Annotated in this window: 15 protein-coding genes; 7 read left to right on the top strand and 8 right to left on the bottom strand. The window is 71.6% G+C overall.

Features of this window, described 5'->3' with window-relative positions; translation table 11 throughout:
* Positions 1-12 precede the first annotated feature (12 nt).
* On the top strand, positions 13-1,617 hold the full coding sequence (locus ACFS27_RS16050; protein ID WP_377184799.1) for a glycosyltransferase family 2 protein: 1,605 nt from the start codon (positions 13-15) through the stop codon (positions 1,615-1,617).
* 69 nt (positions 1,618-1,686) lie between these two features.
* Here ACFS27_RS16050 and ACFS27_RS16045 read toward each other — a convergent pair whose 3' ends face one another.
* From ACFS27_RS16045 to ACFS27_RS16015, 7 genes are all read right to left on the bottom strand, one after another.
* Positions 1,687-5,652 carry a LamG-like jellyroll fold domain-containing protein gene (locus ACFS27_RS16045; RefSeq protein WP_377184797.1) on the bottom strand — a complete coding sequence of 1,322 codons (3,966 nt, stop codon included), beginning with the start codon at positions 5,650-5,652 and terminating at the stop codon, positions 1,687-1,689.
* A 451-nt stretch (positions 5,653-6,103) separates the two neighbouring features.
* The gene (locus ACFS27_RS16040) at positions 6,104-8,311 is read right to left on the bottom strand and encodes a glycoside hydrolase family 31 protein (RefSeq protein WP_377184794.1); all 2,208 of its coding nucleotides are present in this window, start codon (positions 8,309-8,311) and stop codon (positions 6,104-6,106) included.
* On the bottom strand, positions 8,308-10,401 hold the full coding sequence (locus tag ACFS27_RS16035) for a glycoside hydrolase family 127 protein (RefSeq protein ID WP_377184791.1): 2,094 nt from the start codon (positions 10,399-10,401) through the stop codon (positions 8,308-8,310). Before ACFS27_RS16035 ends, ACFS27_RS16040 begins: the two co-directional genes overlap by 4 nt.
* A gap of 31 nt (positions 10,402-10,432) precedes the next feature.
* Positions 10,433-11,275 carry a carbohydrate ABC transporter permease gene (locus tag ACFS27_RS16030; RefSeq protein ID WP_377184788.1) on the bottom strand — a complete coding sequence of 281 codons (843 nt, stop codon included), beginning with the start codon at positions 11,273-11,275 and terminating at the stop codon, positions 10,433-10,435.
* Entirely contained in the window at positions 11,272-12,246 is a 975-nt protein-coding gene (locus ACFS27_RS16025; RefSeq protein ID WP_377184785.1) for a carbohydrate ABC transporter permease, read from the bottom strand. Before ACFS27_RS16025 ends, ACFS27_RS16030 begins: the two co-directional genes overlap by 4 nt.
* 103 nt (positions 12,247-12,349) lie before the next feature.
* On the bottom strand, positions 12,350-13,621 hold the full coding sequence (locus tag ACFS27_RS16020; protein ID WP_377184783.1) for a sugar ABC transporter substrate-binding protein: 1,272 nt from the start codon (positions 13,619-13,621) through the stop codon (positions 12,350-12,352).
* Between the two features lie 124 nt (positions 13,622-13,745).
* The gene (locus ACFS27_RS16015; protein WP_377184780.1) at positions 13,746-14,768 is read right to left on the bottom strand and encodes a LacI family DNA-binding transcriptional regulator; all 1,023 of its coding nucleotides are present in this window, start codon (positions 14,766-14,768) and stop codon (positions 13,746-13,748) included.
* A gap of 266 nt (positions 14,769-15,034) precedes the next feature.
* On the opposite strand from ACFS27_RS16015, the gene ACFS27_RS16010 reads away from it, so the two are divergent.
* From ACFS27_RS16010 to ACFS27_RS15985, 6 genes are all read left to right on the top strand, one after another.
* Positions 15,035-16,753, top strand: a complete 1,719-nt coding sequence (locus ACFS27_RS16010; protein WP_377184777.1) for a hypothetical protein — start codon at positions 15,035-15,037, stop codon at positions 16,751-16,753.
* Between the two features lie 240 nt (positions 16,754-16,993).
* Entirely contained in the window at positions 16,994-18,025 is a 1,032-nt protein-coding gene (locus ACFS27_RS16005; protein WP_377184775.1) for a LacI family DNA-binding transcriptional regulator, read from the top strand.
* A 122-nt stretch (positions 18,026-18,147) separates the two neighbouring features.
* Positions 18,148-19,533, top strand: coding sequence for an ABC transporter substrate-binding protein (locus ACFS27_RS16000; RefSeq protein WP_377184772.1), 1,386 nt, complete (start codon positions 18,148-18,150; stop codon positions 19,531-19,533).
* Positions 19,530-20,489, top strand: a complete 960-nt coding sequence (locus ACFS27_RS15995; RefSeq protein ID WP_377184769.1) for a carbohydrate ABC transporter permease — start codon at positions 19,530-19,532, stop codon at positions 20,487-20,489. Before ACFS27_RS16000 ends, ACFS27_RS15995 begins: the two co-directional genes overlap by 4 nt.
* Positions 20,486-21,298 (top strand): carbohydrate ABC transporter permease, encoded by an 813-nt coding sequence (locus ACFS27_RS15990; protein WP_377184766.1) that lies wholly within the window; start codon positions 20,486-20,488, stop codon positions 21,296-21,298. Before ACFS27_RS15995 ends, ACFS27_RS15990 begins: the two co-directional genes overlap by 4 nt.
* Before the next feature lie 59 nt (positions 21,299-21,357).
* A complete protein-coding gene (locus ACFS27_RS15985; RefSeq protein WP_377184764.1) occupies positions 21,358-23,493 on the top strand; it encodes a beta-galactosidase in 2,136 nt (711 codons plus the stop codon).
* Between the two features lie 168 nt (positions 23,494-23,661).
* Here the strand turns inward: ACFS27_RS15985 and ACFS27_RS15980 are convergent, their stop codons facing one another.
* Entirely contained in the window at positions 23,662-24,300 is a 639-nt protein-coding gene (locus tag ACFS27_RS15980) for a MarR family winged helix-turn-helix transcriptional regulator (protein ID WP_377184762.1), read from the bottom strand.
* Between the last annotated feature and the right edge of the window lie 44 nt (positions 24,301-24,344).

Here is a 24,344-nt window from a genome sequence, read left to right as displayed (position 1 = left end):
GGGATGGGAGACATGCTGATCACCGGCCCCGACGAGCCCTGTCCGGACGAGCCCGGCCCCCGGCCCGGCCGTCCTGCCCGCCATACCGGATCCGGCGAGAACGTGCCCGGACCGCTCTCCGCACTCGGTCCGGCGCTCGCGCTCGCCGTGACCTGGGCCGCCCTCGCGACGGTCGCCTGGCTCGTCCTCGTGTCGGCGACCCGTCCGACAAGCCCGACGACGTGGACGACGACGACCCTCGCCGCCGTCGCGATCGCCGCGGCCTGGCTGGTCGGGATCCGGGCGGCCGTGTTGCTGATCGCCGCGGTCCGGCGACCGCACCCCTCCGTCGGGAGCCGCGCCAAGGTCCCCCGCCCGGAACTCGACGACCTGGTGGTCGCCCTGCTCTGGACCACGGCCGACGACTTCCGCGCCGACCTCGTGGAGCGCAGCATGCGCCAGACCCACCCGCGCACACGGACCGTCGTGCTGGACGACTCGCGCAGCGCAGCGGGTCAGGCCGCCGTTGACGCTTTTGCCGCCACCGCGGCAGGCCCTGTCGAAGTGGTCCGCCGACCGGACCGAGCCGGCTTCAAGGCGGGCAACCTCAACAACTACCTGTGCCACCACGCGGTCGGCGTGGACGCCGTCGTCGTCATCGACGCCGACCAGGAGATCGACCAGGACTTCGTGCGGACGGCGCTGCGCCACCTGTACGCGTACCCCAAGGTGGCGGCGGTGCAGGGCGCCATCCGCTCGCGGCGGGGCGACACCAGGTTCGTGCGCGACTTCCGTGGCATGTTCGACGCCCACCTGCGCGCGATGTCGGCCGGCCGGGTCTGGTGGGGGACGGCGACCTTCGCCGGCCGCGGCGCCCTCCTCGATGTCAGCGCGCTGCGCGACGCCGGCGGGTTCCCGGAGGTCGTCGCGGAGGACGCGGCGCTGACGCTCGAGCTCGCGCGTCGCGGTCGCACCGTGCGCTACGTGCCGAACCTCGTGTCGGTCGAAGACGCCCCCACCGACTACACGGCGTTCACCACGCAGCTCGGCAAGTTCACCGAGGGCGCGATGCAGCTGCTCGGGCGCAACCGCGGTCTGCTGTTCGACACGCGCCTGCGCCCCGCACGACGGCTCGACGTGTTCCTGGACCTCGCGTCCCCGCTCGTCGGCGCAGCCTTGACGGTCGCCCTGTTCGCCTTCGCGCTGGCGACGGCCGTCGAACGGCTGCCAGGTCTCCCGGTGCCGCTGGGCGCCTCGCTCGGCCTTCTCGGGGCGGTACCGCTGCTGCCCGAGGCGGTGCGGCGCATCCGGCGGCGCGGCCCGCTGACGGCGTCCCTCTTCCTCCTGCGCGGCGCCATGCTCTACGCGTCCGTGGCTGTCGTGGCGCTACGCGCGGTTCTGCGGGTGGGCCTGGGGCTGCGGGCCCGGTTCGTGGTCACCCCCAAGGCCGCCGACCGCCGAAGCCTGCGGACCACGGTCGGCCGACGGCGGCCGGAGCTCGCCGCCGCCGCTGCTGCGGTCCTCGTCGCGATCCTGGTGAGCGGGACCGTCGCACCGGCGGGGGTGTTCTGCGTCGTGGCGGCCACCGCCGTCGGCTACTCGCTCCTGGGCGGTCGCCCTGCACGGAACGCGCGCTGAGTGCGGGGTATGTGTTGGGTCAGCGGACGTGGACCCAACACATACCCCGCACTCAACGTCCCGCTCTGGTCAGCCGCAGGTCGCCTGCGGATACGTGTGCTTCGTCGCGACACCCGCCGCGGTCAGCGTGACCGAACCGGCCTCGATCGCCGACGACCGCGCCGGGAACGTCTGCCGCCAGGTGTCGCCCGGCGCCAGGTCCTCGGTGGACCGCTTGCCGAGCTCCCCCTCTACCCGGACGTCGAGCTGATCGCCCGAGACGTTCGTGGCGCTGACCACGAGGAAGGCACGCGACCCCCGGCAGACGGCCTCCGTCGTCACCTCGGCCCGGAGCGCCGCCGCCAGTGGCGACACCGTGATCCGGTCGACGACCGGTGCCCAGCGCGACCGCAGCGGGAAGTCGGGCCAGACGTCCGAGGCGTAGGTGACACCGTCGAAGTTCGGCGCCTCCTCCGAGCTCAGCGTGATGGTGTTCGCGCCCTCCTCCAGGTCGAGCACGACCGTCTTCTCCCAGAAGCTGTTCTCGTGGAACGAGTGGGGGAAGAGCACGGGGGACGACGCGCCGCCGTTCACCGAGATGTCCGCCCGCCGGGCGATCGGGTCGGGGTTGTAGTGCGAGGCAGGCGACTGCTCCGGGTTCGAGTACCGCAGGACGACGGCGTGCGGGCCGGCCTGGCCGGCATCGACCTGGAACGTCAGGGTGTTGCCGTTGCCCGGCTCTCCCCCGACGTCCGTCACGGCCTTGCCGCCCTCCGCGAGCGAGAGGTCGGACACCGTCGCCGAGCCGGCGAGCTCGGCGTCCTCTGCCTGGTACTCCAGCGCCGCGAGCGCCTCGGTCCCGGGGGCGGTCGTCACCCGGTCGACGACGACGCCGTCGGCGCCGCCGGTCACGACCACCTTGTTCACGCCGCCGGTCAGGTGCGCGGCGACCTGCCGGCCCGCCGGCCCGCCGGGTGCGAGGTCGAGGACGTCGCGGCCGTTCACCGCGAGCGTCCCGCTGCCGTCGCCGAGGGTGTCGACGCCGAGCGCCGCCTCGCCGTCGGTCGCGGAGTAGACCCAGAACGTCGCGGTCTCGCCGTCGGCCAGCTCGACGCCGCCGGCGCCGGACACCCCGGCCGGGTCGACGCCGTCGGGCGCCTCGTACAGCGCCTGCCCGCCGTCGAGTGTCGCAAGCTCGGCCTCGTACACCGACGTCGTGGCGTCGGTACCCGGCAGCGCGAGCGTGACGCGGTCGACGATCGCGTCACCCCGGGTGGCACCGCTGCCGTCGAGGCTGCGGGCGGCGAGCGAGATGGTGTGCGTGCCCGCCGTGAGCTCGACCTCCGTGTCGGCGTGGTCCCAGACCACCCACTTGTAGCCGAGCGGCAGGTGCAGCTCCTGCTCCGCCGCACCGTCGACCCGCACGAACACGTTGGTCGGGCCCTGGTCCGCCACGGCCTCGAAGGTGTTCTGGCTGTTGGCGAAGACGGACAGGTCGTAGGTGCCGTCCTGCGGCACCGTGACCTCGAAGTCCAGGACGAGGTCGGAGCCGGTCCGCAGGCCACCGACGTCGTACCCGCCGGAGGTGTAGAACTTGCCCACGTCGGACGGCGAGCCCTCCGGGCCGTTCAGGCTGTAGCCCGAGCCGGTGTGCGTGGCGTCCTCGGCCTCGTAGCTGCCCTCCCAGGCCGTCGGTGCCGTGCTCGTGGCCTCGCCGACTCCCGCCGGCGTCACGACGATCTCGTACGCGGAGGACTCCCGCAGCAGCGGCAGCGACTCTCCGTCGAAGTCGACGGCGATCTTCCCGTCCGTCACCGGCATCGTCGTCTCGGCGATGTGGCGCGGCTGCGCGGAGTCGCCGAGCTGGCCGGTCCAGGGGATCTCACGCACCGTCACGCGGACGTCGTCGCCGAACACGGCTCCGGGGACGTTCACGAGCTCGACCGGTGCCGCGCCGTCGGTCCCGCCGACGATGGTGCGCGCCATCGCGCGCTCCTCGTCCAGGGTGGCGACGCCCTGCAGCGTGTAGTTCTCGCCGAGGAACGGCGGCGTCACCTCGACGGTGTGCCCGCTCATCTGGGCGTACGCGTTGAACAGCCACCACTGCCCGTTACCGCGGTCGGACTGGACGGCGGAGTCGGAGAGGTTCCCGTCGATGTTCCAGTACGCGATGTCGGCGTCGACCTTGGAGTCCTCGATGGCCGAGATCCACTGGATCATCTGCCCCGGAACCGACGTGTGGTAGTTGAACGCGTACTCGTTGATGTTGATCGGCAGCTCGGTGCCCGCCAGCTCCGTGCCGGCGAAGACCTCGGCCTCCCAGTCACGGTAGGTCGCCACGGACTCGCGGATCTTCTCGGGGTGGGACAGCTCGTGCCAGGTGATGATGTCAGGGACGGTCCCGGCCTCCACCGTGTGCTCGAGGAAGCCCTTGACCTGGCTGTAGAGGATGCTGGTGTTCGGGCCGGCGATGCGCGCCCCGGGCATCTTGTCCTTGATGAGCGCGTGGACCCGGTCCCAGGCGGCGAAGTAGTCCGTCGGGTCGTTGAGCCACGACGTGCGGTCGTAGCTCCACTGCCCGGTACCGAACATGTTGCCCTCGGGCTCGTTGAACGGGACGAAGACGACGTTGTCCTGGTACTCCTCCGGGAGCTCGAGGACCTGGTCGACCTGGGTGCCGATCTTCTCCACGAAGCCGTCGAGCTTCTCCTGCGGGGTGTCACCCGGCCACTCGTACGGGAAGCCCCTGTGGATGTCGGTCATGTAGATGTAGACGTCGCCGTCGGTGGCGTCGGTGAGCGGCCGGACCACCTCGAGCGCGTCGGCGCCAGGGTGCTGTGGCCCGTCCTGCGCCTTGGTCGAGACGGTCCGGATCCCCATCCCCTCGATGAGGTTGTCGCTGGGCAGCCCGTCGCCGTAGAGCCCGTACAGCGTGCCGGACGCCCCGCCGTGGAACGCCCCGGTCGCCGCGCCGAGGTCGACCCGCAGCTCGCCCCGGTGCACGGTCACCGTCGCGGTCACCGGCGTGCCCGCCGCGTCGCCCGCGACCGTGAAGTCCCCCGGCTGCGCGTACTGCGCCGGGTCGATCTCGTCCCAGACCACCGGCACGGCACGGTCGTAGCCGTCGGTGTAGGAGGCGCGCACCGCCTCGGGCAGCTCCGGCGCGCTCGCGACCGTGGTGCGCACGTCGAAGGAGTCCTCGGTCAGCTCCACCAGGTCAGGGGTCTCCCCCACGAGCTGCGCCACCTGGTCCTGCGTCAGCGCCGAACGGTAGACCTGGAAGTCGTCGACGGCGCCGTCGAGCAGCGGATCCGGGTAGAACGACCGGCCGATGTAGCCGGCGGACCCCGCGGCGTCGGTGAGCAGGTCACCGGCAGCCACGGCGGACCGCGCCGAACCGACGGCCACACCGTCGAGGTAGGTGGTGAGCTGGTCGGCCGCCGCGTCGAGCGTGACCGTGAGCGTCACCCAGTCCTCGGCGCGCAGCGGGCCGTACCCGCCGACCTGCGCCTCGCCGCCACCGCCGTTCGTCGTCAGGGCGGTCCGCAGGCGCCCGTCACCGTTCGACGGCGTGGCGAACAGGTAGCGCGTGGAGTCCGTGCCGAGGTCGAAGACCCGCTGCCACGCCCCGCCGGCGCCGTCCCAGCGGACGCGGGCCGACACGGTGAGGTCCGACGCGCCCTCCAGTGCGGCACGCGGGACCGTCACGTACCCGCCGTCCGCCCCGCCGGGCAGGTCGAGCGCCGTGCCGCCGCCCTCTGCGTCGACCAGGCCGGTGGTGCCGGAGATCGCACCGTCCAGCCCGTTCCCCGAGGCGTCGGGCACGACGTCGCCCGCTACGTCGTCCATCGTGTAGTGCAGGTCCGGCGTCGGCAGCTCCTGCTCAGCCGTCCGCGTCGTCGTGCCGGTGGTCGCGGTGGCCGGTGCCGCGAGCGCCGCTCCGGCCGTGCTGCCGGCGAGCGCCAGCGTGGCGAGCGCCGCTACGGCGGTGCGCAGGGGTCTGCGCCTGGCTGGTCCGCTGCGCGGGCCGCTACTGCGTGAAGGTGTTGAGCTCATCGTTGAGTGCCTTCCTTCTCATCGGGGGTGGAACGGGGATCGTGGGTGGGCCGGGGCTCATGAGGACGTGGCTCGGTCAGTTGGCCCGCGTCTTCGAGATCGTTCGGGGTGCTGGGTTCGGCTCCTTGAGATCGGTCGGTTGCTGACCCGGATCTTCGAGATCGGTCCTTTGCGTCGAGATCGGTCGTTTAATTGACCGATCTCGACGCAAAGGACCGATCTGACGCCCGGCGCAGTGCACGTGACCGAACCCACGCCGGGACGGCGCGGCAGACCGGTCACGTCGCAGACTCCTTCGCCAGGCGAACCGGTTCGACGATGCCCAGACGGACGGCGACCCCGAAGCTGAGCCCCGAGGTCGGCAGCCCGCTGCGGTTCCCCCACCAGGTCGACCGCCCGCTGCGTCTCCCGCAAGGTCGACGAGACCCGTGTCGGGCCGCGCCGGGCGCACCTAGGCAGCCCCCGCAGTGGTTGCCCCCGCAGTGGATGGGCCTGCAGTGGATGGGCCCGCCCCGGACGGTCCGGCAGCACCCGGCCCCGCCGTCGACGCCTCGACAACAGGTGCGCCAGGGGCCACCCGGCCGGTCGTGCGGCCGACCACCTGGGGCAGCGCACCGTCGCGCAGGAACACCGGCACGACGTCGAGGGGGGCGTCGGCGCGCACCGTGGTGCCGCCGTCGTGCACCTGGCCCGTGGCCGCATCGGTCCAGCGCGCGCCGGCGGGCAGGTACACGTCACGTTCGCGCGCGCCGGCGGTCAGCACGGGCGCGACGAGGACGTCCGGGCCCAGCAGGAACTGGTCGTCCACGTCCCAGGCCCGCGCGTCGTCGGGGAAGTCGTGGAACAGCCCGCGCATCACGGGCTGGCCGTCGGTGTGCGCGGCACGCATGGCGTCTCGCACGTAGTCCCGCAGGGTCTCGCGCAGGTGGACGTAGCGTTCCAGCACGCCGTACACGTCGTCGCCGAAGCTCCACAGCTCGTTCGGGCCACCGGAGGCCAGGCGCGGCGAGCCGTCCGCCGCGACGACGTCCTCCTGGGGCAGCCGGTCGCCGTGCAGCCGCATCACCGGGCTGAAGGCGCCGAGCTGGAACCATCGGACGAGCAGCTCGTGGAACGCGGGGTCGGTGACGTCGCCCCGGTGGAAGCCGCCGATGTCGGTGGTGAACCACGGGATCCCCGCCACCCCCATGTGGATGCCTGCGGTGACCTGGCGGGCGAGGTCCCCGAACGTCGAGGAGATGTCGCCCGACCACGCCAGCGCCCCGTAGCGCTGGCTGCCCGCCCACACGCAGCGGACCAGGTTGACGACCTCGCTCTCGCCGTCGGCCACCTGCCCCTCGTAGAAGGCACGCGCGAACGCCTGCGGGTAGACGTTGCCCACGCGCAGGGCCGGGCCGAGGTGGTACCGGAAGGCGTCGTAGTCGTAGACGCCGTACTCGGGCTCGGCCTCGTCGAGCCAGAACGTGCGGATCCCGTGGGCACCGTAGTTGCGCCGGCAGGTCTCCCAGAGCCAGCGGCGCGTCTCGGGGTTGGTCACGTCGAGGAAGGTGCTGGGGCCCTGGAACGCCATCTGCACGTCGATCCCCCGGTCGGCGCGCACCAGCAGGTTGTTCCGCCGCAGGTGCGAGTCGTTCTCCGACTCCAGCGAGACCTGCGGCCAGACCGAGACCATGAGCTCGACGCCAAGGTCGCGCAGCTCGGCGACCATGACAGACGGGTCGGGCCAGAACTCGTCCTCGAACCGGTAGTCGCCCATCTTCGGCCAGTGGAAGAAGTCCGCGACGATGACGTCCAGCGGCAGCCCGCGCCTGCGGTGCTCGCGCGCCACCTCGAGGAGCTGCTCCTGGTTCCAGTACCGCAGCTTGCACTGCCAGAACCCGAGCCCTCGCTCCGGCATCATCGGGGCGTGCCCGGTGGCGTCGGCGTAGGCGCGCGTGATCTGCGCGGGCGTGCGCCCGGCGGTCACCCAGTAGTCGAGCTGCCTCGTCGACTCGGCGTGCCACTCGGTGCGGTTACGCGCGAACGTCGCCCGGCCGATCGCTGGGTCGTGCCACAGGAACCCGTACCCGCCGCTGGACATCACGAAGGGCACGCTCGCCTGGGAGTTGCGGTGCGCCAGCTCGAACGTGGAGCCCTTGAGGTCCAGCACGTGCTGCTGGTACTGCCCCATCCCGTACAGCTTCTCGTCCGGGTCCGACTCGAACGATGCCGTGAGCGTGTGCCCGTCGTCGCCGAGCCGCGGGCGGAAGTTCCGGGCGCGCAGCTGGAGCGAGCCGCCCCGGTCGAGCTCACGCAGCAGCAGGCGGCCGTCGGCGTCGTAGAAGGCCAGCTCGCAGTGCGACACCTCGTAGCCGACGACCTCGCTGAACCCCGTGGTGGTCGTCAGTTCGACGCGGATGCCGCCGTTGACCAGCGTTGCGCCGTCGGCCCGGAGCTCGACGCGCGCGGCGTCACAGGCCTCGGAGTCCGGTGGCAGCAGGGCCCAGTCGGTGTCCTCGACGTCGCCGAGGACGACCGCGCGCACTCGCACGCTGTCCCGGCCCCACGGCTCGACCACGACAGTCTCGCCGCCGCTCCGCCAGGTCAGGCGCGTGCCGTCGGCACGGACGGGCAGCGCGGCGAGCACTGCGGCGGGGACCGGCGTGGTGGGGTCGGTCATCGGATCTCCTCGGGTCGTGCAGTCGGGACAAAGACGCGCATGGTCGACGGGCCGCGTTCGGCCCAGCGGTGGTAGGGCACCAGGGTCAGGTCGAGCGCGGCGGGTGCACCGGCGTCCGACGTCGGCGCGGGTGCGCCGTCCCGACCGCCCGAGACGAACGGCGGGGTGCCCGCTCCGCCCCCGGGCAGCGGCACGACGACGGCGCGGACCACCGCACCGTCGCCCTGTGCGCGAGGCGCGACCGCCGGGTCGAGCCGCACCTGGTCGAGCAGTACGCCGTCGGGCAGGTCCACCGACTCCAGCGCGAGCACGAGCGGGCCGCGTTCGACGGCGACGGTGCCGCGCACGGCGTCGACCCGCGGGTCGGGCCAGGTCAGACGGGGGGCCACGGGCAGATCGAGCGTGACGACGTCGCCCACCGCCAGCGTGGGGGGCCCGGCGGCGCCGGCCGTCGCCCACCCCGGCCGGACCGCGGCGCTGGAGCCGTCGGGGCCGCCGAGCGTGGCGCCGTCGGCCCAGTGCGGCACGCGCAGCCGCAGGGCGACCGGCCGCTCGGGCACGGCGGTGACCTCTACGCGGATGCGGCCGTCGTGCGGGTACTCGGTGGTCACCCGCAGGGCGAGCTCGCCTCCGCCCTCCCCCGGTTCGCGGTCGTCGACCGAGATCCGGAGGTCGCCCGCGGCATACTGCGCCAGCGACACGACGACTCCGCCGTCGGCGGCGTCGCCGTCGGGGCCTCCGTCCGACGCGCCAGACGCCTCCTCGACGAACGCCGCGTACGCCTGCCACGACGCGAGGGTGCGCGCCACGTTGGTGGGGCAGCACGACACGTCGAACCACGGCGCGCGCACCCCGCCCTCGGCCCGCGGGTTGACGGCGTCGGGCCGCACGTCCGCGCCCGGCTCGCGCTGCTGCAGGGGGTTCGCGTAGAAGAAGGCGCGCCCGTCCGCGCGGGGCGAGGTCGCCACGACGTTGTAGAGGGTGCGCTCGATGAGGTCGGCGTAGCGGACCTCGCCCGTGGCCAGCAGCAGCCGCCACGAGACCATGACCGACGCGACGCCCGCGCACGTCTCGCAGTAGGCGCGGTCGGGCGGCAGCTCCCAGTCGTCGCCGAAGCCCTCGTCCTGGTGCCGGGACCCCATGCCGCCGGTGAGGTACGTGCGGCGCTCCACGGAACGGGTCCACTGCCGTTCGACGGCGGCGCGGAGCTCGTCGTCGTCCGTGTCCACGGCGACGTCGACCGCCCCGGCCGCCAGGTACAGGGCGCGCACGGCGTGGCCGCGCCAGACGTCGGCGTCGCGCACCGGCACGTCGTCCTGGAAGTACGCCGGGCTGAGCAGCGCGATCGGCGCGAGGGTGCCGTGCCCGCGCCGCTCGACGAAGATCCGTGCCTGCTCGGTGTACCGCGGCTCGCCGAGCGCGCGGCCCAGCTCGGCGAGCCCGACCTCGATCTCGGGGTGACCGCAGAGGCCCGCCTGCCCGCCCCGGCCGGCGGCGCCGAACTCCCGACACACGTGGTCGGCGGCGCGGCGGGCGATCCCGACCAGGGCGTCGTCCTCACCCGCCACCCGACCCAGCGTGCGTACCCGGGCGACCGCGGCCTGCAGCAGGTGGCCGGTGCAGTACAGCTCGTGGCCGGTCGAGAGGTCGGTGTACCGGCCGGGCCGGCCGGCGTGACCGAAGCACGTGTTGAGGTAGCCGTCGTCGTCCTGTGCTGCCGCCACCCGGTCGACGACCTTCGCCAGCAGCCCTTCGACCTCCGCGTCACCGGTGCGACCGTGCTCCCAGACCAGCGCCTCGAGGAGCTTGTACACCTCGGAGTCGGAGAACTGCCAGCCCGGCCGCTCCCCGCCGGTGGCGCCCTGGGCGACCCGGTCGAAGTTGCCCAGCCAGCCGAGCTGCTCCATCCAGTCGAGGCAGTGGCGCAGCGTGGCGCGCGCGTTCGTCTCCTGGAGGGTGCCCCAGAAGCCGCCGTCGAGCCGCAGCTCGCCGACGCCGAGCCCGCGGCGCGGGCCGGGAGGGGCGACCGGGGCCGCCGTGGCCGCCCGGAGCCGTGGCGCGACGGTGCGCGTGGTGAGGTGCTGGGTCACAGGGTTCCTTCGTCTCTCTGCTTCATCGGCGTCAGTCCTTGACCGCACCGGCCGTGACGCCCGCCGCCACGTAGCGCTGGGCCACGACGAGCAGGATCGCGGCGGGCACCGACGCGACGACGGCGGTCGCCATGATGGCGTTCCACTGCGTCGTGTTGTTGCCGATGTAGTTGTAGATGCCGAGCGTGATCGGGATGAGCTCCCCGTTGCGGTTCAGGGTCGAGGCGAAGATGAAGTCCGACCATGCCCACAGGAACGCGAACAGGGCGACCGTGAGCGTCGAGTTGCGGCTCACCGGCAGCACGATCGAACGGAAGGTGCGCCAGGCGCCCGCGCCGTCGACCCTGGCCGCCTGCAGCAGCTCGCGCGGGATACCCGACATGAACGCCGTGTACAGCAGCACGCCGAACGGCACGGCCACCGTGGAGTCGGCGATGATCAGCCCGCCGACGGTGTTGAGCAGACCGAGGCTGTTGTAGACCGCGTAGAACCCCATCGCCATGACCACCGCAGGGATCATCTGCGCGACCAGCAGCAGGAAGTTCAGCGTGCGGCCGCCGCGGAGGTTGAGCAGCGCGAGCGCGTACCCGGCGGGTGCAGCGATCACGACGGTGAGCGCCACGCAGCCGAGCCCCACCAGGAGGCTCGTGCCGAGGGCCGGGAGCTGCTGCTGGAACACCGCCGTGTAGCCCTCGAACGTGGGGTCCCAGGGGAACCAGTGCGGCGGGTCGGACCGCAGGTCGCTGGTCCGCGTCAGGGAGACGTTGACCATCCAGTAGACGGGGAACAGCATGAATGCGGTGAGGACGACGCCGAGGGCGGTCTTCCACCAGGGCTTTCTCGGTCCTGTCCGGTGGGGACGGGTGCTGGTCATGAGTCCTCCTGTCGGCGCTGGAGCTGGAGGTGCAGGAACCCGAAGACCAGGGCGATCAGGATCAGCAGGTTGCCCACCGCCGCTGCCGGCGAGAAGTCCGGCTGGCCGGTCCCGAACGCCTCCCGGTAGGACCAGATGGCGAGCGTCGTCGACGCGTCACCGGGCCCGCCCGTGGTCATGATCCAGATGACGTCCACGACCTTGAGCGTGTAGATCAGCCCGAGCAGGAGCGTGATGGCCGAGACCGGGCGCAGCAGCGGGAACGTGATGCTCCAGAACTGCTTCCACGGGCCGGCACCGTCGAGCGAGGCCGCCTCGTACACCTCGCCGGGGATGTTCTGCAGCCCGGAGTACAGGATCACGAGGTTGAACGGGATGCCCAGCCAGATGTTGGCGATGGTCACCGACAGCAGCGCGGTGTCCGGGGACGTGAGCCAGTTGATCTGCCCGATGCCGAACGCAGCGAGCACCGAGTTCACGATGCCGTTGTCGCTGTTCAGCATCCACGCCCACGTCGAGGCGGACACGATGAGCGGCAGCAGCCACGGCACGAGGAACATCGCGCGCAGCAGGCCGGACAGCCGGAACCCGGACCGGAAGAACACGGCAAGCGCCAGGCCGATCGCGTACTGGAAGACGATCGAGACGACGGTGAAGACGGCGGTGTTCCACAGCGCCGTCGGGAACGTCGTCGAGCCGAACACCTCTGCGTACTTCTCGAGCCCGACGAACTCGGCGTTGCCCTGGACGAACGCGCGGATCGTGTAGTCGTGGACGCTGAGCTCGATGTTGCGCCACAGCGGGTACGCGTAGAAGACGATCAGGTACACGAGCAGCGGTGCGGCAAAGCCGGCGGCGGTCCACTGGGAGGCCGCCGGGCCGCGGCGGCGGCGTACCGGCGCTGCCGTGGCTGCTCCTGAGCCCGCACCGGGGGGCGCTCCCGCCGCGGCCGTGGCCTCGGTGGTGGTCATCACGAGATTCCTCACGTCTGTTCTTCCGTTGGGTGCTGGGTATCTGCGGCCCGGCGGGCATGTTCTACACAGACACCCAGCACTCGACGAGGGCGGGTGGTCGTCAGTTCGTGCCGGACTCTGCTTCCGACTGGGCCGTCTTGAGGGCCTCTTCTGGCGTCGCGGCACCGGACAGGGCGTTCTGGACGGCGGTCCACAGCGCCTCGGAGATCACCGGGTAGTCGGTGCCGAGCTCGTCGCTGGTGCGGCCCTTCGCGTTGTGCACGGCCTCGACCCACGGCTCGAGGTCCGGGTTCTCCTCCAGCAGGGCCTCCTGGCCGTCCGCCGTCGGCGGGACGTAGTAGGCGAAGGTGTTCGCGGTCTCGACGAAGCCCTCTGGCGTCGTCATGCACTCGACGATCTGCCGGGTGACCTCGTAGCGAGCGGTGTCCTCCTGGACGGGCGCCATGATGAACTCCCCGCCCGTCGGTGCCTGCGCGACGCCGCCGTCGCGGGCCGGGAGCTGCACGATGCCGGTCTCGAACTCCGCCTCGGCCGCGCTGTTGACCTGCCACGTGCCGTTCTCGGCGAACGCGAAGTCACCGGTGAGGAACTCCTCCCAGACGGTGTTCTGCGAGTTGTTGATCACCGAGTTGGGCGCGTAGCCATCGTCGAGCCAGCCCTTCCAGAGCTCGAGTGCCTCGACAGCCTCCGGCGAGTCGAGGTCGCGCAGGTCGGCGCCGGCGCCCCAGAACCAGGGCAGGAACTGGAACGAGCCCTCCTCGGTGCCGATGCCGGCGAAGGTGATGCCCTTGTCCCCGTTGTCCGTGACCGACTTCAGGGCTGCCGTCAGCGAGTCCCAGTCGGTGATCGAGGCGGGGTCGACGCCGGCATCCGACAGGACGTCCGCGTTGTAGTACAGCGACAGCGTGTTCGCGCCGATCGGGATCCCGTACGTCTCGCCGCCGACGACGCCGGCCGCGAGCAGGTTCTCGTCGACGCCGGAGACGTCCAGCCCGAGCTCGTCGACCGTGCTGATGATGCCCGTATCCGCGAGCGTGGACACGGCGGGGTTGTCCAGCAGGATGACGTCCGCCGACGTGCCCTCCTGCGCGGCGAGCAGCGCCTGGTTGGTCAGCGCGGTCGTGTCGTACGTGGTGCGCTCGATGGTGGCGCCCGCTTCCTCGCCGCAGGCCTGGACGCGGCCGGCCCAGTCCGACGAGTCGTCGTGCTGGGGGTACGGGTCCCACCAGGTGTAGGTGTTGTCGCCGCCGCCGGGCTCGCCGGCCGCGGCTCCGCCGGACGAGCACGCGCCGAGTACGCCGACCAGGGCGAGCGCGGCGACCGCGGCCAGGGTGGCGGGCTTGCGCCGTGGGTGCTGCACGGTGTGGTGCATGGTTCCTCCTTGAACTCGTCGGCCCGACTGCGTCGTCGGCCGGCTGGGGTGCTGCGTGTGGGTGCGCTGCGTGCCTGTGTGCGCGCCTGCGCTTCTGGTTTCGCTGGGTGGTGGCCGGGTGCGGTCAGGCCGCCCGCGGCACGCCGGTGCTGCCGCGGTCGACCAGCTCGGGGGTCACGAACCGCACGACGTGCGGCTCGTCCGCTGCCACCTCGCCCTCGATGCGGCGCACGAGCTGCCGCACGGCCATGCGACCGAGCCGGTCGGGGGCGCTCTCGATCGAGGAGTACGGCAGGGAGAAGGTGCGGGCGAACTCGTCCGAGTACCGCCCGACGACGGACAGGTCGCTGGGCGCCGTCAGCCCGCGCTCGTGCAGGACGGTCGGCAGCGCCGCGGCAGCGGCCTCGTTGTTGATCAGCAGCCCGGTGACTCCGGGGTACGTGTCGAGCAGGGCGCTCAGGTCCTGGCCGACGTCGGGCTGGCGCGACGAACCGGCCACGGTGTGCAGCGTGATCCCCCGCGCCCTTGCCGCCTCGAGCGCAGCGTTCTGCAAGCGCCACACGTAGGCGCCACCGCGCTCGATCACGTGCTCCGGCTGCGACACCAGCGCGACCTCGCGGTGCCCGAGCCGGTGCAGGTGGTCCACCATGAGCCGGCCGGCCTCCTCGAAGTCGAGGTCGAACACGTCCACCCCCGTGCAGTCGGCGGGAAGTCCCACCAGCGCACCGGGCTGGGCCGCCGACCGCAGGATCGGCAGCCGCTCGTCGCGCTCGGCGACGTTGAGCAGCACGATGCCGTCGACCATGCGGGAGTCGGTGATGCGGCGCAGGGCACGCGTTCCGTCGGCGTCGGACACCAGCAGGATGTCGTAGCCGAGCTCGCGGGCCGTGTTGGAGACGCCCAGCATGTACTGGAGCATCGCCGGCGCGAACTCGTCCTCGAGGAACTGGGCGAGCAGCCCGATGACCATCGTCTGCGACGTGGCGAGCGCCCGCGCCCCGGCGTTCGGCGTGTAGCCGAGCTGCCGGACGGCGTCCTCGACGCGGCGACGCACGTCCGCCGAGATCGCCCGCTTGCCCGACAGCGCATACGACGCCGTGCTGCGCGACACCCCTGCCGCCTGGGCGACATCCCCGATGGTGGCCACTTACGCCTCCTTGCGTTGCTCGCTCCGTTGCTGCCTGGCTCGCGTCCGTTGCGAACCGGTTCGACTCTAACCACACCGATCCAGGCTCCGCAAGGTCGAACATTTTGGACTCTTGCGGCGCACAGCGTTCGAAACTAGCGTCGTGGCAGGCCTGAACGTCGAACCGGTTCGCACGATCGTCGCGAAAACTCGTCGCACAAGTCACCCGCACCGCTCACCGTGCTGGTCACCCGCACCGCTCACCGCAGTCTCAATGAGGAGATGTCATGAAACGAGCCCTGCCCCGACGTGCTCTGTCCCGGATCAGCGTTCTCGCGCTGGTCCTTGGCGTCACGCTGGCCTCCCCCGCCGGTCCGGCCCAGGCCGCCGGCAACACCCTCACCGTCGACGTCGGCTCCGTGGTCCGGCCGGTGACCCACGTCGGGTCGGGCGGCCTGTACGGCGTCGGCTCGGACACCAAGCCCACGACCGCCCAGCTCCTGCCGCTGAGCCCCAACGGGTTCACGCAGCCCGCACCGGGCACCACCCACCTGGGCAACGGTGCCACCGAGCCGTGCTGCGACTCGCTCGACGTCGCGGGCAACATCACGCGCGCCGGAGCGCAGCAGCTCATCCGCATGCCGGACATCTACCCGACGTTCCCCTACCGGTGGCAGGGCTGGGCGGACTGGGAGCAGAAGGTGCGCACGATGGTCCAGGACCGTCTTGCAGCCACGTCGACGACGAACATCCGTGGCTGGGAGCTGTGGAACGAGCCCGACTGGACCTGGGACACCGCCGCCGCCGGATCGTTCAACGCCGGCTGGACCCGCACGCACCGCCTGATCCGGTCGCTCGACACGGTGACGCCGATCGTCGGCCCCAGCGACTCGTACTACAGCCACGACCGGATGCTGTCGTTCCTGCGCAACGCCCGGGACACGAACACCCTGCCCGACGTCATCGTCTGGCACGAGCTCACCGACATGGACTGGAACCAGTTCGACGACCACGTGGCCGACTACCGGGCCATCGAGAGGTCGCTCGGCATCAGCCCGCGCGAGATCGCGATCAACGAGTACAACTCGCTGGGCCAGATGGACATCCCCAGCGTGGCCGTGCACTGGATCTCGGTGCTGGAGCGGCACGGCGCCCGCGAGGCACACCGCGCGTACTGGTTCGAGGCCGGCACGTTCGACGGCCTGTTCACCACCGGCGGCCAGCCGACCGCCTCGTACTGGGCGTACCGCTGGTACGGCGCCATGGCGGGCAACGTCGTGCGCACCACACCCCAGAGCTGGCTCGACGGCGTCGCGGCGTACGACTCGAGCCGACAGATCGTCAACGTCGTGCTCGGCGGGGACAGCGGGAACAACAGCGTGCGGGTCAACGGGCTGGGCTCGTTCGGCTCGTCGGTCCGGGTCACCGTGAACGCGGTGCCCGGCAGCGGGCGGCACACCCAGGTGTCGGCGCCGACGGTGCTGTCGACGTCGACGATGACCGTCTCGAACGGCAGCGTCACCGTCCCGGTCAACGGGATGACGGCGGAGGGCGCCTACCAGGTGGTCGTCACCCCGGCCGCCGGCCCGACGTCGAGCTGGCAGCAGGTCTACGAGGCCGAGAACGCGAACGTCGTGAACGCGCAGACCCGCGGCTCCTCGGCCGCGTCGAACGGCTCGTACGTCGGCGGCATCGACGGCACTGCCGACATGCGCTCGCAGAGCTTCGTGGACTTCACGGTGAACGTCCCGACGGCCCGCACCTACACGATGGCGGTCCGGTACGCGAACGGCACCGGGTCGACGTCGACCCACGGGCTGGCCTACAACGGCGGCGCGTTCTCCACGGTGTCCTACCCGCCGACGGCGGGCTGGGGCCAGTTCGGGACGACGAACGTGACGGTCTCGCTGCGGGCGGGCTACAACGTGATCCGGTTGGCGAAGGGTTCGCCGAACTTCCCGGGCGGCACCGGCTACGCGGAGCTGGACAGCATCACCCTCTCCTGACGGCGCACGTGACCAGCGCTTCTACCCAGCGATTCGGCCCGAAACCACGACGAGTTCGGGCCGAATTGCTGGGTGCCGACGCACCACAAGACGCGGCCCGGATCAGGGCAGCCCGCAGCGGGCGGGCGTGAGACGGCCCTTGACTACGTAGTCAGACCCGTGGTTCGCTCCCTGCATTGACTACGTAGTCAGAGTTGCCGTCAGCGTCGCTGCCGTCAGCGTTCAGCAAGGGAGCTGCACATGGGTGCCACACCACGGGTGTCGATGACCGACGTCGCCCGCCGCGCCGGCGTCTCGCAGAAGACCGTCTCGCGCGTCGTCAACGGTGAGCCCCACGTCGCCGAGGCGATCCGGGCCAAGGTCCAGGCGGCCATCGCGGAGATGGGCTTCCGCCCGAACGCCGCGGCCAGGGCCCTCGTGACCCGCCGGAACCAACGGATCGGCATGGTCACCATGGGCACGTCGCTGTACGGACCCGCCTCGATCCTCGAGGGCGTCGACAATGCGCTGCGGGGCTCGGGGTACTACCTGAGCGTCGCGCGCACGCAGGGCAACGACGTCGCCCACCTGCAGGCGGCGATCGACGAGCTCGTCACGCAGGACATCGCCGGCCTGGTGCTCTCCGAACCGATCGACCTGGGGCACCCAGAGCTGCGCATACCGAGCGGACTGCCCGTGCTCAGCTTCGACTCTCCCGCGGACGGCTCCCCCACCTCCGGGTCCCGTCCGGACGAGCTCGTGATGGGGGCCGACGAGCGGGCCGGCGCCCTGTCCGCCACCGAGCACCTGCTCGCGCTGGGGCACCGCACGGTCCACCACATCGCGGGGACCAGGGGCTGGGCCGCGACGGCCCGGCGCGTCGCCGGCTGGCAGGGCGCCCTGCAGGACGCGGGGGCGGCCGAGCCGCCCGTCGTGCACGGCGACTGGAGCCCACGGTCCGGGTACGAGGCGGCCACCGAGCTGCTGCACCAAGGAGGGGTCACCGCCATCTTCGCCGCGAACGACCAGATGGCGATCGGCGCGATCCGGGCCGTGGAGCGTGCCGGGCTGCGCGTCCCGCAGGACGTCAGCGTCGTGGGGTTCGACGACGCCCCGGAGGCCGAGTTCCTGTCCACCCCCCTGACGACGGTGCGACAGGACTTCGCCGAGGTCACCCGCCTGGCCGTACACCGCCTGGTGCGCACGATCGAGGGCCGGCCGCCTGCGGAACGGCACCGGCTGATCCCCGCCCAGCTGGTCATCCGCGAGAGCGCTGCGCCGCCGTCGGCCTGATCGCAACGGGTCACGCCGACGGCCGGCGGGTCCGTCACGACGCGGTGCCGGCGCCGGCACCGCACCGCACCGAGAAAGCACCGACACAGCACTGCCACGACCACCACGCACAGGAGCGCTCGATGAAGAGAACCCTGACCAGCACGAGACCAGGCGGCACCGAGCTGTCGCGCCGCGACCTGATGCGCTGGGGCGCCGTCACCCTGGGCGGGGCGTCGATGAGCGCCGTGCTCGCGTCCTGCGCCCGCGCCCCGGCCGCCGCGGTGACCCGGGGCGCCGTCGACCTCTCGTTCTGGACGCACGACGAGGCCTATGCGACGTTCTTCAGCGAGGCGCTGCCGCTCGCCGAGCGGGCCACCGACTTCGCCTACTCGCTGTCCGTCACCCGGGCCGGTGCCGCCGACCTGGTCACCAAGCTGCTCGCCCAGGCGATCGCAGGCACCGGCACGCCCGACGTCGCGGGCCTGGAGATCGGCAGCTTCGCCCGGCTGTTGCGCGGGACCATCGCGACGGAGCTGCTGGAGGACCTCACCCCGCTCGCCGACGAGTTCGGCGACGACCTGATCGCGGCACGCAAGGCCCCGTTCACCAAGGACGGCGCCCTCTACGCGCTCGACTCCGACACCCCGCTGACCGCGTACTACTACCGCGCCGACCGGTTCGAGGAGCTCGGCCTGCCGCTGCCCGCCGAGGCAGGCACCTGGGAGGAGTTCCTCGCCGCCGTCACGCCGGTCAGCGAGCGCGACGGCGTCGCGTTCGGCGCGTACAGCGTCGGCAGCGACCTGGGCCAGGTGGTGCAGGGGTTCCAGCTCATGCTGCTGCAGCGCGGCGGCAACCTGTTCACGGCCGACGGCGACCTGAGCATCGAGACGCCCGAGGCGGAGGACGCCCTGCGGGTGGTCACCGACGCCATGCGCTCGGGGGTGTTCACCACGGTGACCGACTACTACGGCGGCAGCATCCAGACCGCCCTCGGCGACGGCCGCATCCTCGGCATCGCGATGCCGTCCTGGTACGCGTCCTACGGCATCAAGCCGAACGTCCCCGACCAGGCGGGGCTGTGGCGGGTGGCCGAGCTGCCCCGGTTCGCCGGCGGCGGCGGGCGCACCGCCGTCGGGGGCGGGACAGGGTTCGCCGCCCTGCGCGACAAACCGGGCACGACGGCGGCCGTCGAGCTGCTGCGGTCGGCCTACCTCGACCCGGCGCAACAGGTGAAGCGGTTCCAGGACATGGGCTACCTGCCCACCCTCCGGTCCGTCTACGACGCCCCGGAGATGCAGGGGCTGACCGACGAGTTCTTCGGCGGCCAGGACGTCTTCGCCGTCTACCGGGAGATCGTCGACGACGTACCCGACATGTACCAGAGCGAGGACGTGACGGTGCTCAACACCGTGCTGAGCGGGGCGCTGCTGCGCGCCTACCGCGGCGACATCTCGCCGTCCGAGGCCCTCGCCACGGCGGCAGAGGACTTCCACGGCCAGGTCCAGGACACGAGGAGCGACGGATGACCGCGACCACCGTGGCGCACGGCGCCCAGCACCGGCCGACCAGGGCTCCCGCACCCCGGACCCCACCGACGAGGGACCGTCCGTCGGCCGGCTCGGGCGGACGCGCGCCCTACCTGTTCATCGCCCCCTTCTACGTGCTGTACACGCTGTTCATGATCCTGCCCGTCGGCGCGGCGCTCGTGCTCAGCCTGACCGAGTGGGTAGGTCTCGGCGCACCGCTGTTCGTCGGCGCCGACAACTACGCGCAGCTCGCCGGCGACACCAGCTTCCACACCGCCCTGCTGAACACCGGCGTCTACGTCCTGGTCTCCGTGCTGATCACGGTCCCCTGCGCCCTGTTCATCGCGCAGGCGCTCAACGCCGAAGGGCTGCGGGCCCGCGACGCGTTCCGGGTCGCGTACTTCGTGCCGATGGTGCTCTCACCGATCGTCATCGCGCTCGTCTACGGGCTGCTCCTCGACACCAGCTACGGCGTCCTCAACTCGGTCCTGTTCGCCCTGTTCGGCACCCCGCCGCTGGACTGGCTCGGCGACCCGACGCTCGCCAAGGTGGCGATCAGCTTCGTCCTGGTGTGGCGCTGGGTGGGGTACCTGACGATCTTCTTCCTCGCCGCGCTGCAGAACGTGCCGAAGGAGCTGTACGAGGCGGCCGAGCTCGACGGCGCCGGGCCGGCGCGCCGGTTCACGGCGGTGACGCTGCCCGCGATCAAGCCCGTCTCCAGCTTCGTCATCGTGACGTCGTTCATCGGCGCCGCGCAGATCTTCGACGAGCCGTACCTGCTGACCAAGGGCGGTCCGGGAGAGGCGACGCTGAGCGTCTCGATGTTCGTCTACCGCGCCGCGTTCGAGCGGCAGCAGTTCGGCTACGCGGCGGCGGCCGGCGTCGTCCTCTTCGTGGTCGTGTTCGGCGTCAGCAGGCTGCTCAACCGCCTGCTCGGGATCGGGAGTGCCTCATGAGGGCTCGTCGCGGACTGCTCTACGTCACGCTCGTCGCGCTGGTCGCGGTGTTCGTCCTCCCGCTTTTCTGGGCTGTGAGCGCGTCCTTCAAGGACCGCGGCGACATCTTCTCGGTGTCCGTGCTGCCCGAGAACCCGACCCTGGACAACTACCAGCGGCTGCTGGACGGCCAACCGTTCTGGAGCTGGTTCGGGATGAGCGTCGGCACCGCCACCATCTCCACGGTGGTCTCGGTGTTCGTCTGCGCGCTGGCAGGGTACGGGTTCGCCAAGTTCCGGTTCCGGGGCCGCCAGGCCCTGTTCACGGTCATGTTCAGCTCGCTGTCGATCCCGTTCGCGGTGATCCTCGTGCCGCTGTTCGTGCTGATCGTCAAGAGCGGGCTCTCCACGCCCTGGTTCTCGCTGATCGTCCCGTGGGTGGCGCCGGCCTTCGGCATCTTCATGATGCAGCAGTACATCGTGCAGGCCGTGCCCGACGAGATCCTCGAGGCCGCCCGGATCGACGGCGCCCAGGAGTTCGCCATCTTCTGGCGGGTGGTGCTCCCGCTGTTGCGGCCGTCGCTGGGCGCGCTCGCCGTGTGGAGCTTCCTGCAGACCTACAACAGCTTCATGTGGCCGCTGGTGATCGTCTCCGAGACCAGCCAGTACACCCTGCCGCTCGGCCTGAACATCCTGTTCAGCGCGGAGAACCGGTCGTTCGACCTCGTTCTGGCGGGTGCCGTCCTCGCCTCGATCCCGACCATCCTGGTCTTCCTCCTGCTGCGCAAGCAGCTCCTGGACGGGCTCTCGGCGGGTGCCGTGAAGGGCTAGGCAACGACTGCACGACCCACCCGAACCCCTTCTTGTACGACCCCTTCTGAGAGGACAGCATGGATCCGCTGCACCACCTGAACGACGGCGTCCTGTTCGGCGCCGCCTACTACTACGAGTACCACCGCGCCGAGGACCTCGGCACCGGTCACCGCCGAGCACGCCGGCTGGAGCAGGACCTGGACCTGATGGTCGAGGCCGGCTTCACGGTGATCCGGGTCGGCGAGTCCGTCTGGTCCACCTGGGAGCCGGAGAACGGCCGCTTCGACCTCGACTGGCTCCAGCCGGTGCTCGACGGCGCGCACGAGCGCGGCATCAAGGTCGTGCTCGGCACGCCGACCTATGCGGTACCGATGTGGCTGGCGCGGCTGTACCCGGAGATCAACGTCGTGCGCGAGGACGGCAGCCCGATGGGCTGGGGCGCACGCCAGGAGATCGACTACACCCACCCGGCGTTCCTGTTCCACGCCGAGCGGATCATCCGCGCCGTCGTCGCGCGGTACGCCCAGCATCCAGCGGTCATCGGCTACCAGGTGGACAACGAGCCGGGCAACGAGATCTTCCACAACCGCCAGGTCTTCGAGCGGTTCGTGGACCACCTCCGTACCCGCTACGGCACGGTGGAGCGCCTGAACGACGAGTGGGGCCTGACCTACTGGTCGCACCGGCTCAGCACCTGGGCGGACCTCTGGACGCCGTCGGGCAACGCCCAGCCGCAGTACGCGCTCGTCTGGCGGAAGTTCCAGGCCGAGCTCACCACGGACTTCATCCACTGGCAGGCCGACGTCGTCCGCGAGTACGCCCGCGAGGACCAGTTCGTCACCACGTGCATCTCCTACGAGCGGCCCACAGTGCACGACGACGCGCTCACGCGCGAGCTGGACGTGACGGCCGGCAACCCCTACTACCGCATGCGGGACCACCTGACCCTGCCCCCGAGCGTGGACGAGAACAACACCTGGATGACGGCGGGCACGTGGTCGCTGTACGCGACGGCGGACCGCATGTACTCCTCGAAGCAGGCTCCGTTCCTCGTCACGGAGACCAACGCCCAGGCGATCGGGCACCCCTGGCTGAACGAGCCGGCCTACGACGGTCAGTGGCGCCAGGCAGCCTGGGCACTGGTCTCGCGCGGCGCCACGATGATCGAGTACTGGCACTGGCACACGCTGCCCTACGGCACCGAGACGTACTGGGGCGGCGTGCTGCCGCACTCCCTGGAGCCCGGGCGCGTGTACCAGCAGCTCGCGGTCCTCGGCGGTGAGCTGCGCACGGCCGGCGCCACGGTCGCGAACCTGACCCCGGACGCCGACGTCGCGCTCGTCTGGTCCAGCGCGAGCAAGTGGTCGCTGGCGGAGTTCCCCCAGATCGGCGGTGGCGCCGGACCGGACCCGCGCGGCTTCAACCGGATCCTCGACAGCTTCTACCGCGGTGCCTTCGACGCCGGGCTGCAGTCGCGGCTGGTGCACGACGTCCGGCTCACCGACAGCAGCCCCGAGAAAGCGGCGGCCGAGCATCCCGTGCTGGTCGCCGCCGGAGTGACCATCGCCGACGACGCCTGGCTCCAGTGGCTGGAACGCTACGCGGCGGCCGGCGGCCACCTGGTGCTGGGCATCCGCACCGGCTACGAGGACGAGGAGGCTCGCGCCCGGCCCGAGCGCAAGCCCGCGCACCTGAGCGAGGCGGCCGGTGTCTGGTACGACGAGTTCGCGAGCATCGACACGCCGCTCGCCGTGCACGGCGTGGACGGCTTCGACCTCCCCGCCGACGCCCGGGCGACCCGCTGGGTCGACGGGCTGCAGGTGCTCGACGCCGAGGTGCTGGTCCGCTACGACCACCCCCACTTCGGCCGGTGGCCCGCGGTGACCACCCGCACGCACGGTTCCGGGCGGGTGACCACCGTGGGCACGATCCCCGATCCGGCACTCGCCCGGTCGGTGCTGTCCTGGGCCGTGGCGCACGGCGGGCCGGCGGACGCCGGGCCGCAGTGGCGGCCGCAGGAGCCCTCGCAGACCGTCACCGGCGCGACGAACCCCGCGGGTGAGCACGTGCGGTTCGTGCACTCGTGGTCCTGGGAGCCGAGCACCTTCGTGCTGCCGGCCGCGGTGCGCGACGTGATCAGCGGTGCGGAGCTGGCTGCGGGAGCCGAGCTCGAGCTGGGCCCGTGGGACGTGCGGGTGCTGCTGGAGGTCTGAGGCCGGTGGCCGGCCCGGGCCTGCGCGCTGCCGGGCCGGCTACCGAGGTGGACCGCGGAGACACCTGGTCTGCGGGGTGTGTTGCCCCGCGTAGACATCGTCCACTCGGGGCAACACACCCGCCGGAACAGGTCTTTGCGCGCGTCCGGCACGGCCCGCCGTGCCCGGTCAGTGGATCCCTGAGCCCTCGGCCGCGTCGTCCGTGTCCGCGCCCGCGCCCGTGTCCGTGTCCGTGTCCGTGTCCGTGTCCGTGTCTGTGTCCGTGTCCGTGTCCGTGCCTGCCAGGTCGTCGAGGAAGCGGGTGACGATCTCCCGCTCGTCGGCGGTCAGGCGGGCGGCGGCGTCGAACCGGCGGGCGTGGCTGCGCCCGACCGACTCCCGCGCCGCGCGTCGCGTCTCCTCGGTGACCTCGATCGCGAGGCTGCGCCGGTCGGAGGGGTGCGGAAACCGCCGTACGTGGTCGCCCGCGGCAAGCCGGTCGATCAGCTTGGTGGTCGACGCCGTCGTGATGCCCAGGTGCTCGGCGATCGCACCAGGCGTCACGACGCGCCCGTGGTTCTGCATGGCGATGACGAAACGGAGCGCACGCATGTCGGTGTCGCCGAGCTTCATGTAGCGCTGCGAGGCCTCGCTCATCCGCCGCTCGGTCTCGCGCCAGCGGCGCAGCGCCTCCAGGACGCCGACCACCTGGTCGACGTCGGCGTCGTCCATGCCGGCCCGCCGCACGATCTCCTGCTCCGGATCCATCACGCGCGGATCCATCATCGACGGCTCGTTCTGGTCGCGCGGCACGGGTTCGGGGCTCACGATCGGATGGTACTCCGATCACCTTATAGCGTCATGTGCTTGAA

Source organism: Promicromonospora vindobonensis (assembly GCF_042685865.1).
GTDB classification, from domain to species: domain Bacteria; phylum Actinomycetota; class Actinomycetes; order Actinomycetales; family Cellulomonadaceae; genus Promicromonospora; species Promicromonospora vindobonensis.
Note: the sequence above shows the minus strand (reverse complement) of the source record. Positions and strands in the feature narration are given on the sequence as shown.

Bases quoted from the DNA above. Each gene is read 5' to 3' on its own strand.
- ACFS27_RS15995 (WP_377184769.1), top strand. From the start codon at position 19,530: ATGACCGCGACCACCGTGGCGCACGGCGCCCAGCACCGGCCGACCAGG.
- ACFS27_RS16010 (WP_377184777.1), top strand. From the start codon at position 15,035: ATGAAACGAGCCCTGCCCCGACGTGCTCTGTCCCGGATCAGCGTTCTC.
- ACFS27_RS16005 (WP_377184775.1), top strand. From the start codon at position 16,994: ATGGGTGCCACACCACGGGTGTCGATGACCGACGTCGCCCGCCGCGCC.
- ACFS27_RS16040 (WP_377184794.1), bottom strand. From the start codon at position 8,311: ATGACCGACCCCACCACGCCGGTCCCCGCCGCAGTGCTCGCCGCGCTG.
- ACFS27_RS16050 (WP_377184799.1), top strand. From the start codon at position 13: ATGCTGATCACCGGCCCCGACGAGCCCTGTCCGGACGAGCCCGGCCCC.
- ACFS27_RS15985 (WP_377184764.1), top strand. From the start codon at position 21,358: ATGGATCCGCTGCACCACCTGAACGACGGCGTCCTGTTCGGCGCCGCC.
- ACFS27_RS16020 (WP_377184783.1), bottom strand. From the start codon at position 13,621: ATGCACCACACCGTGCAGCACCCACGGCGCAAGCCCGCCACCCTGGCC.
- ACFS27_RS16000 (WP_377184772.1), top strand. From the start codon at position 18,148: ATGAAGAGAACCCTGACCAGCACGAGACCAGGCGGCACCGAGCTGTCG.
- ACFS27_RS16025 (WP_377184785.1), bottom strand. From the start codon at position 12,246: ATGACCACCACCGAGGCCACGGCCGCGGCGGGAGCGCCCCCCGGTGCG.
- ACFS27_RS16045 (WP_377184797.1), bottom strand. From the start codon at position 5,652: ATGAGCTCAACACCTTCACGCAGTAGCGGCCCGCGCAGCGGACCAGCC.
- ACFS27_RS16030 (WP_377184788.1), bottom strand. From the start codon at position 11,275: ATGACCAGCACCCGTCCCCACCGGACAGGACCGAGAAAGCCCTGGTGG.
- ACFS27_RS15990 (WP_377184766.1), top strand. From the start codon at position 20,486: ATGAGGGCTCGTCGCGGACTGCTCTACGTCACGCTCGTCGCGCTGGTC.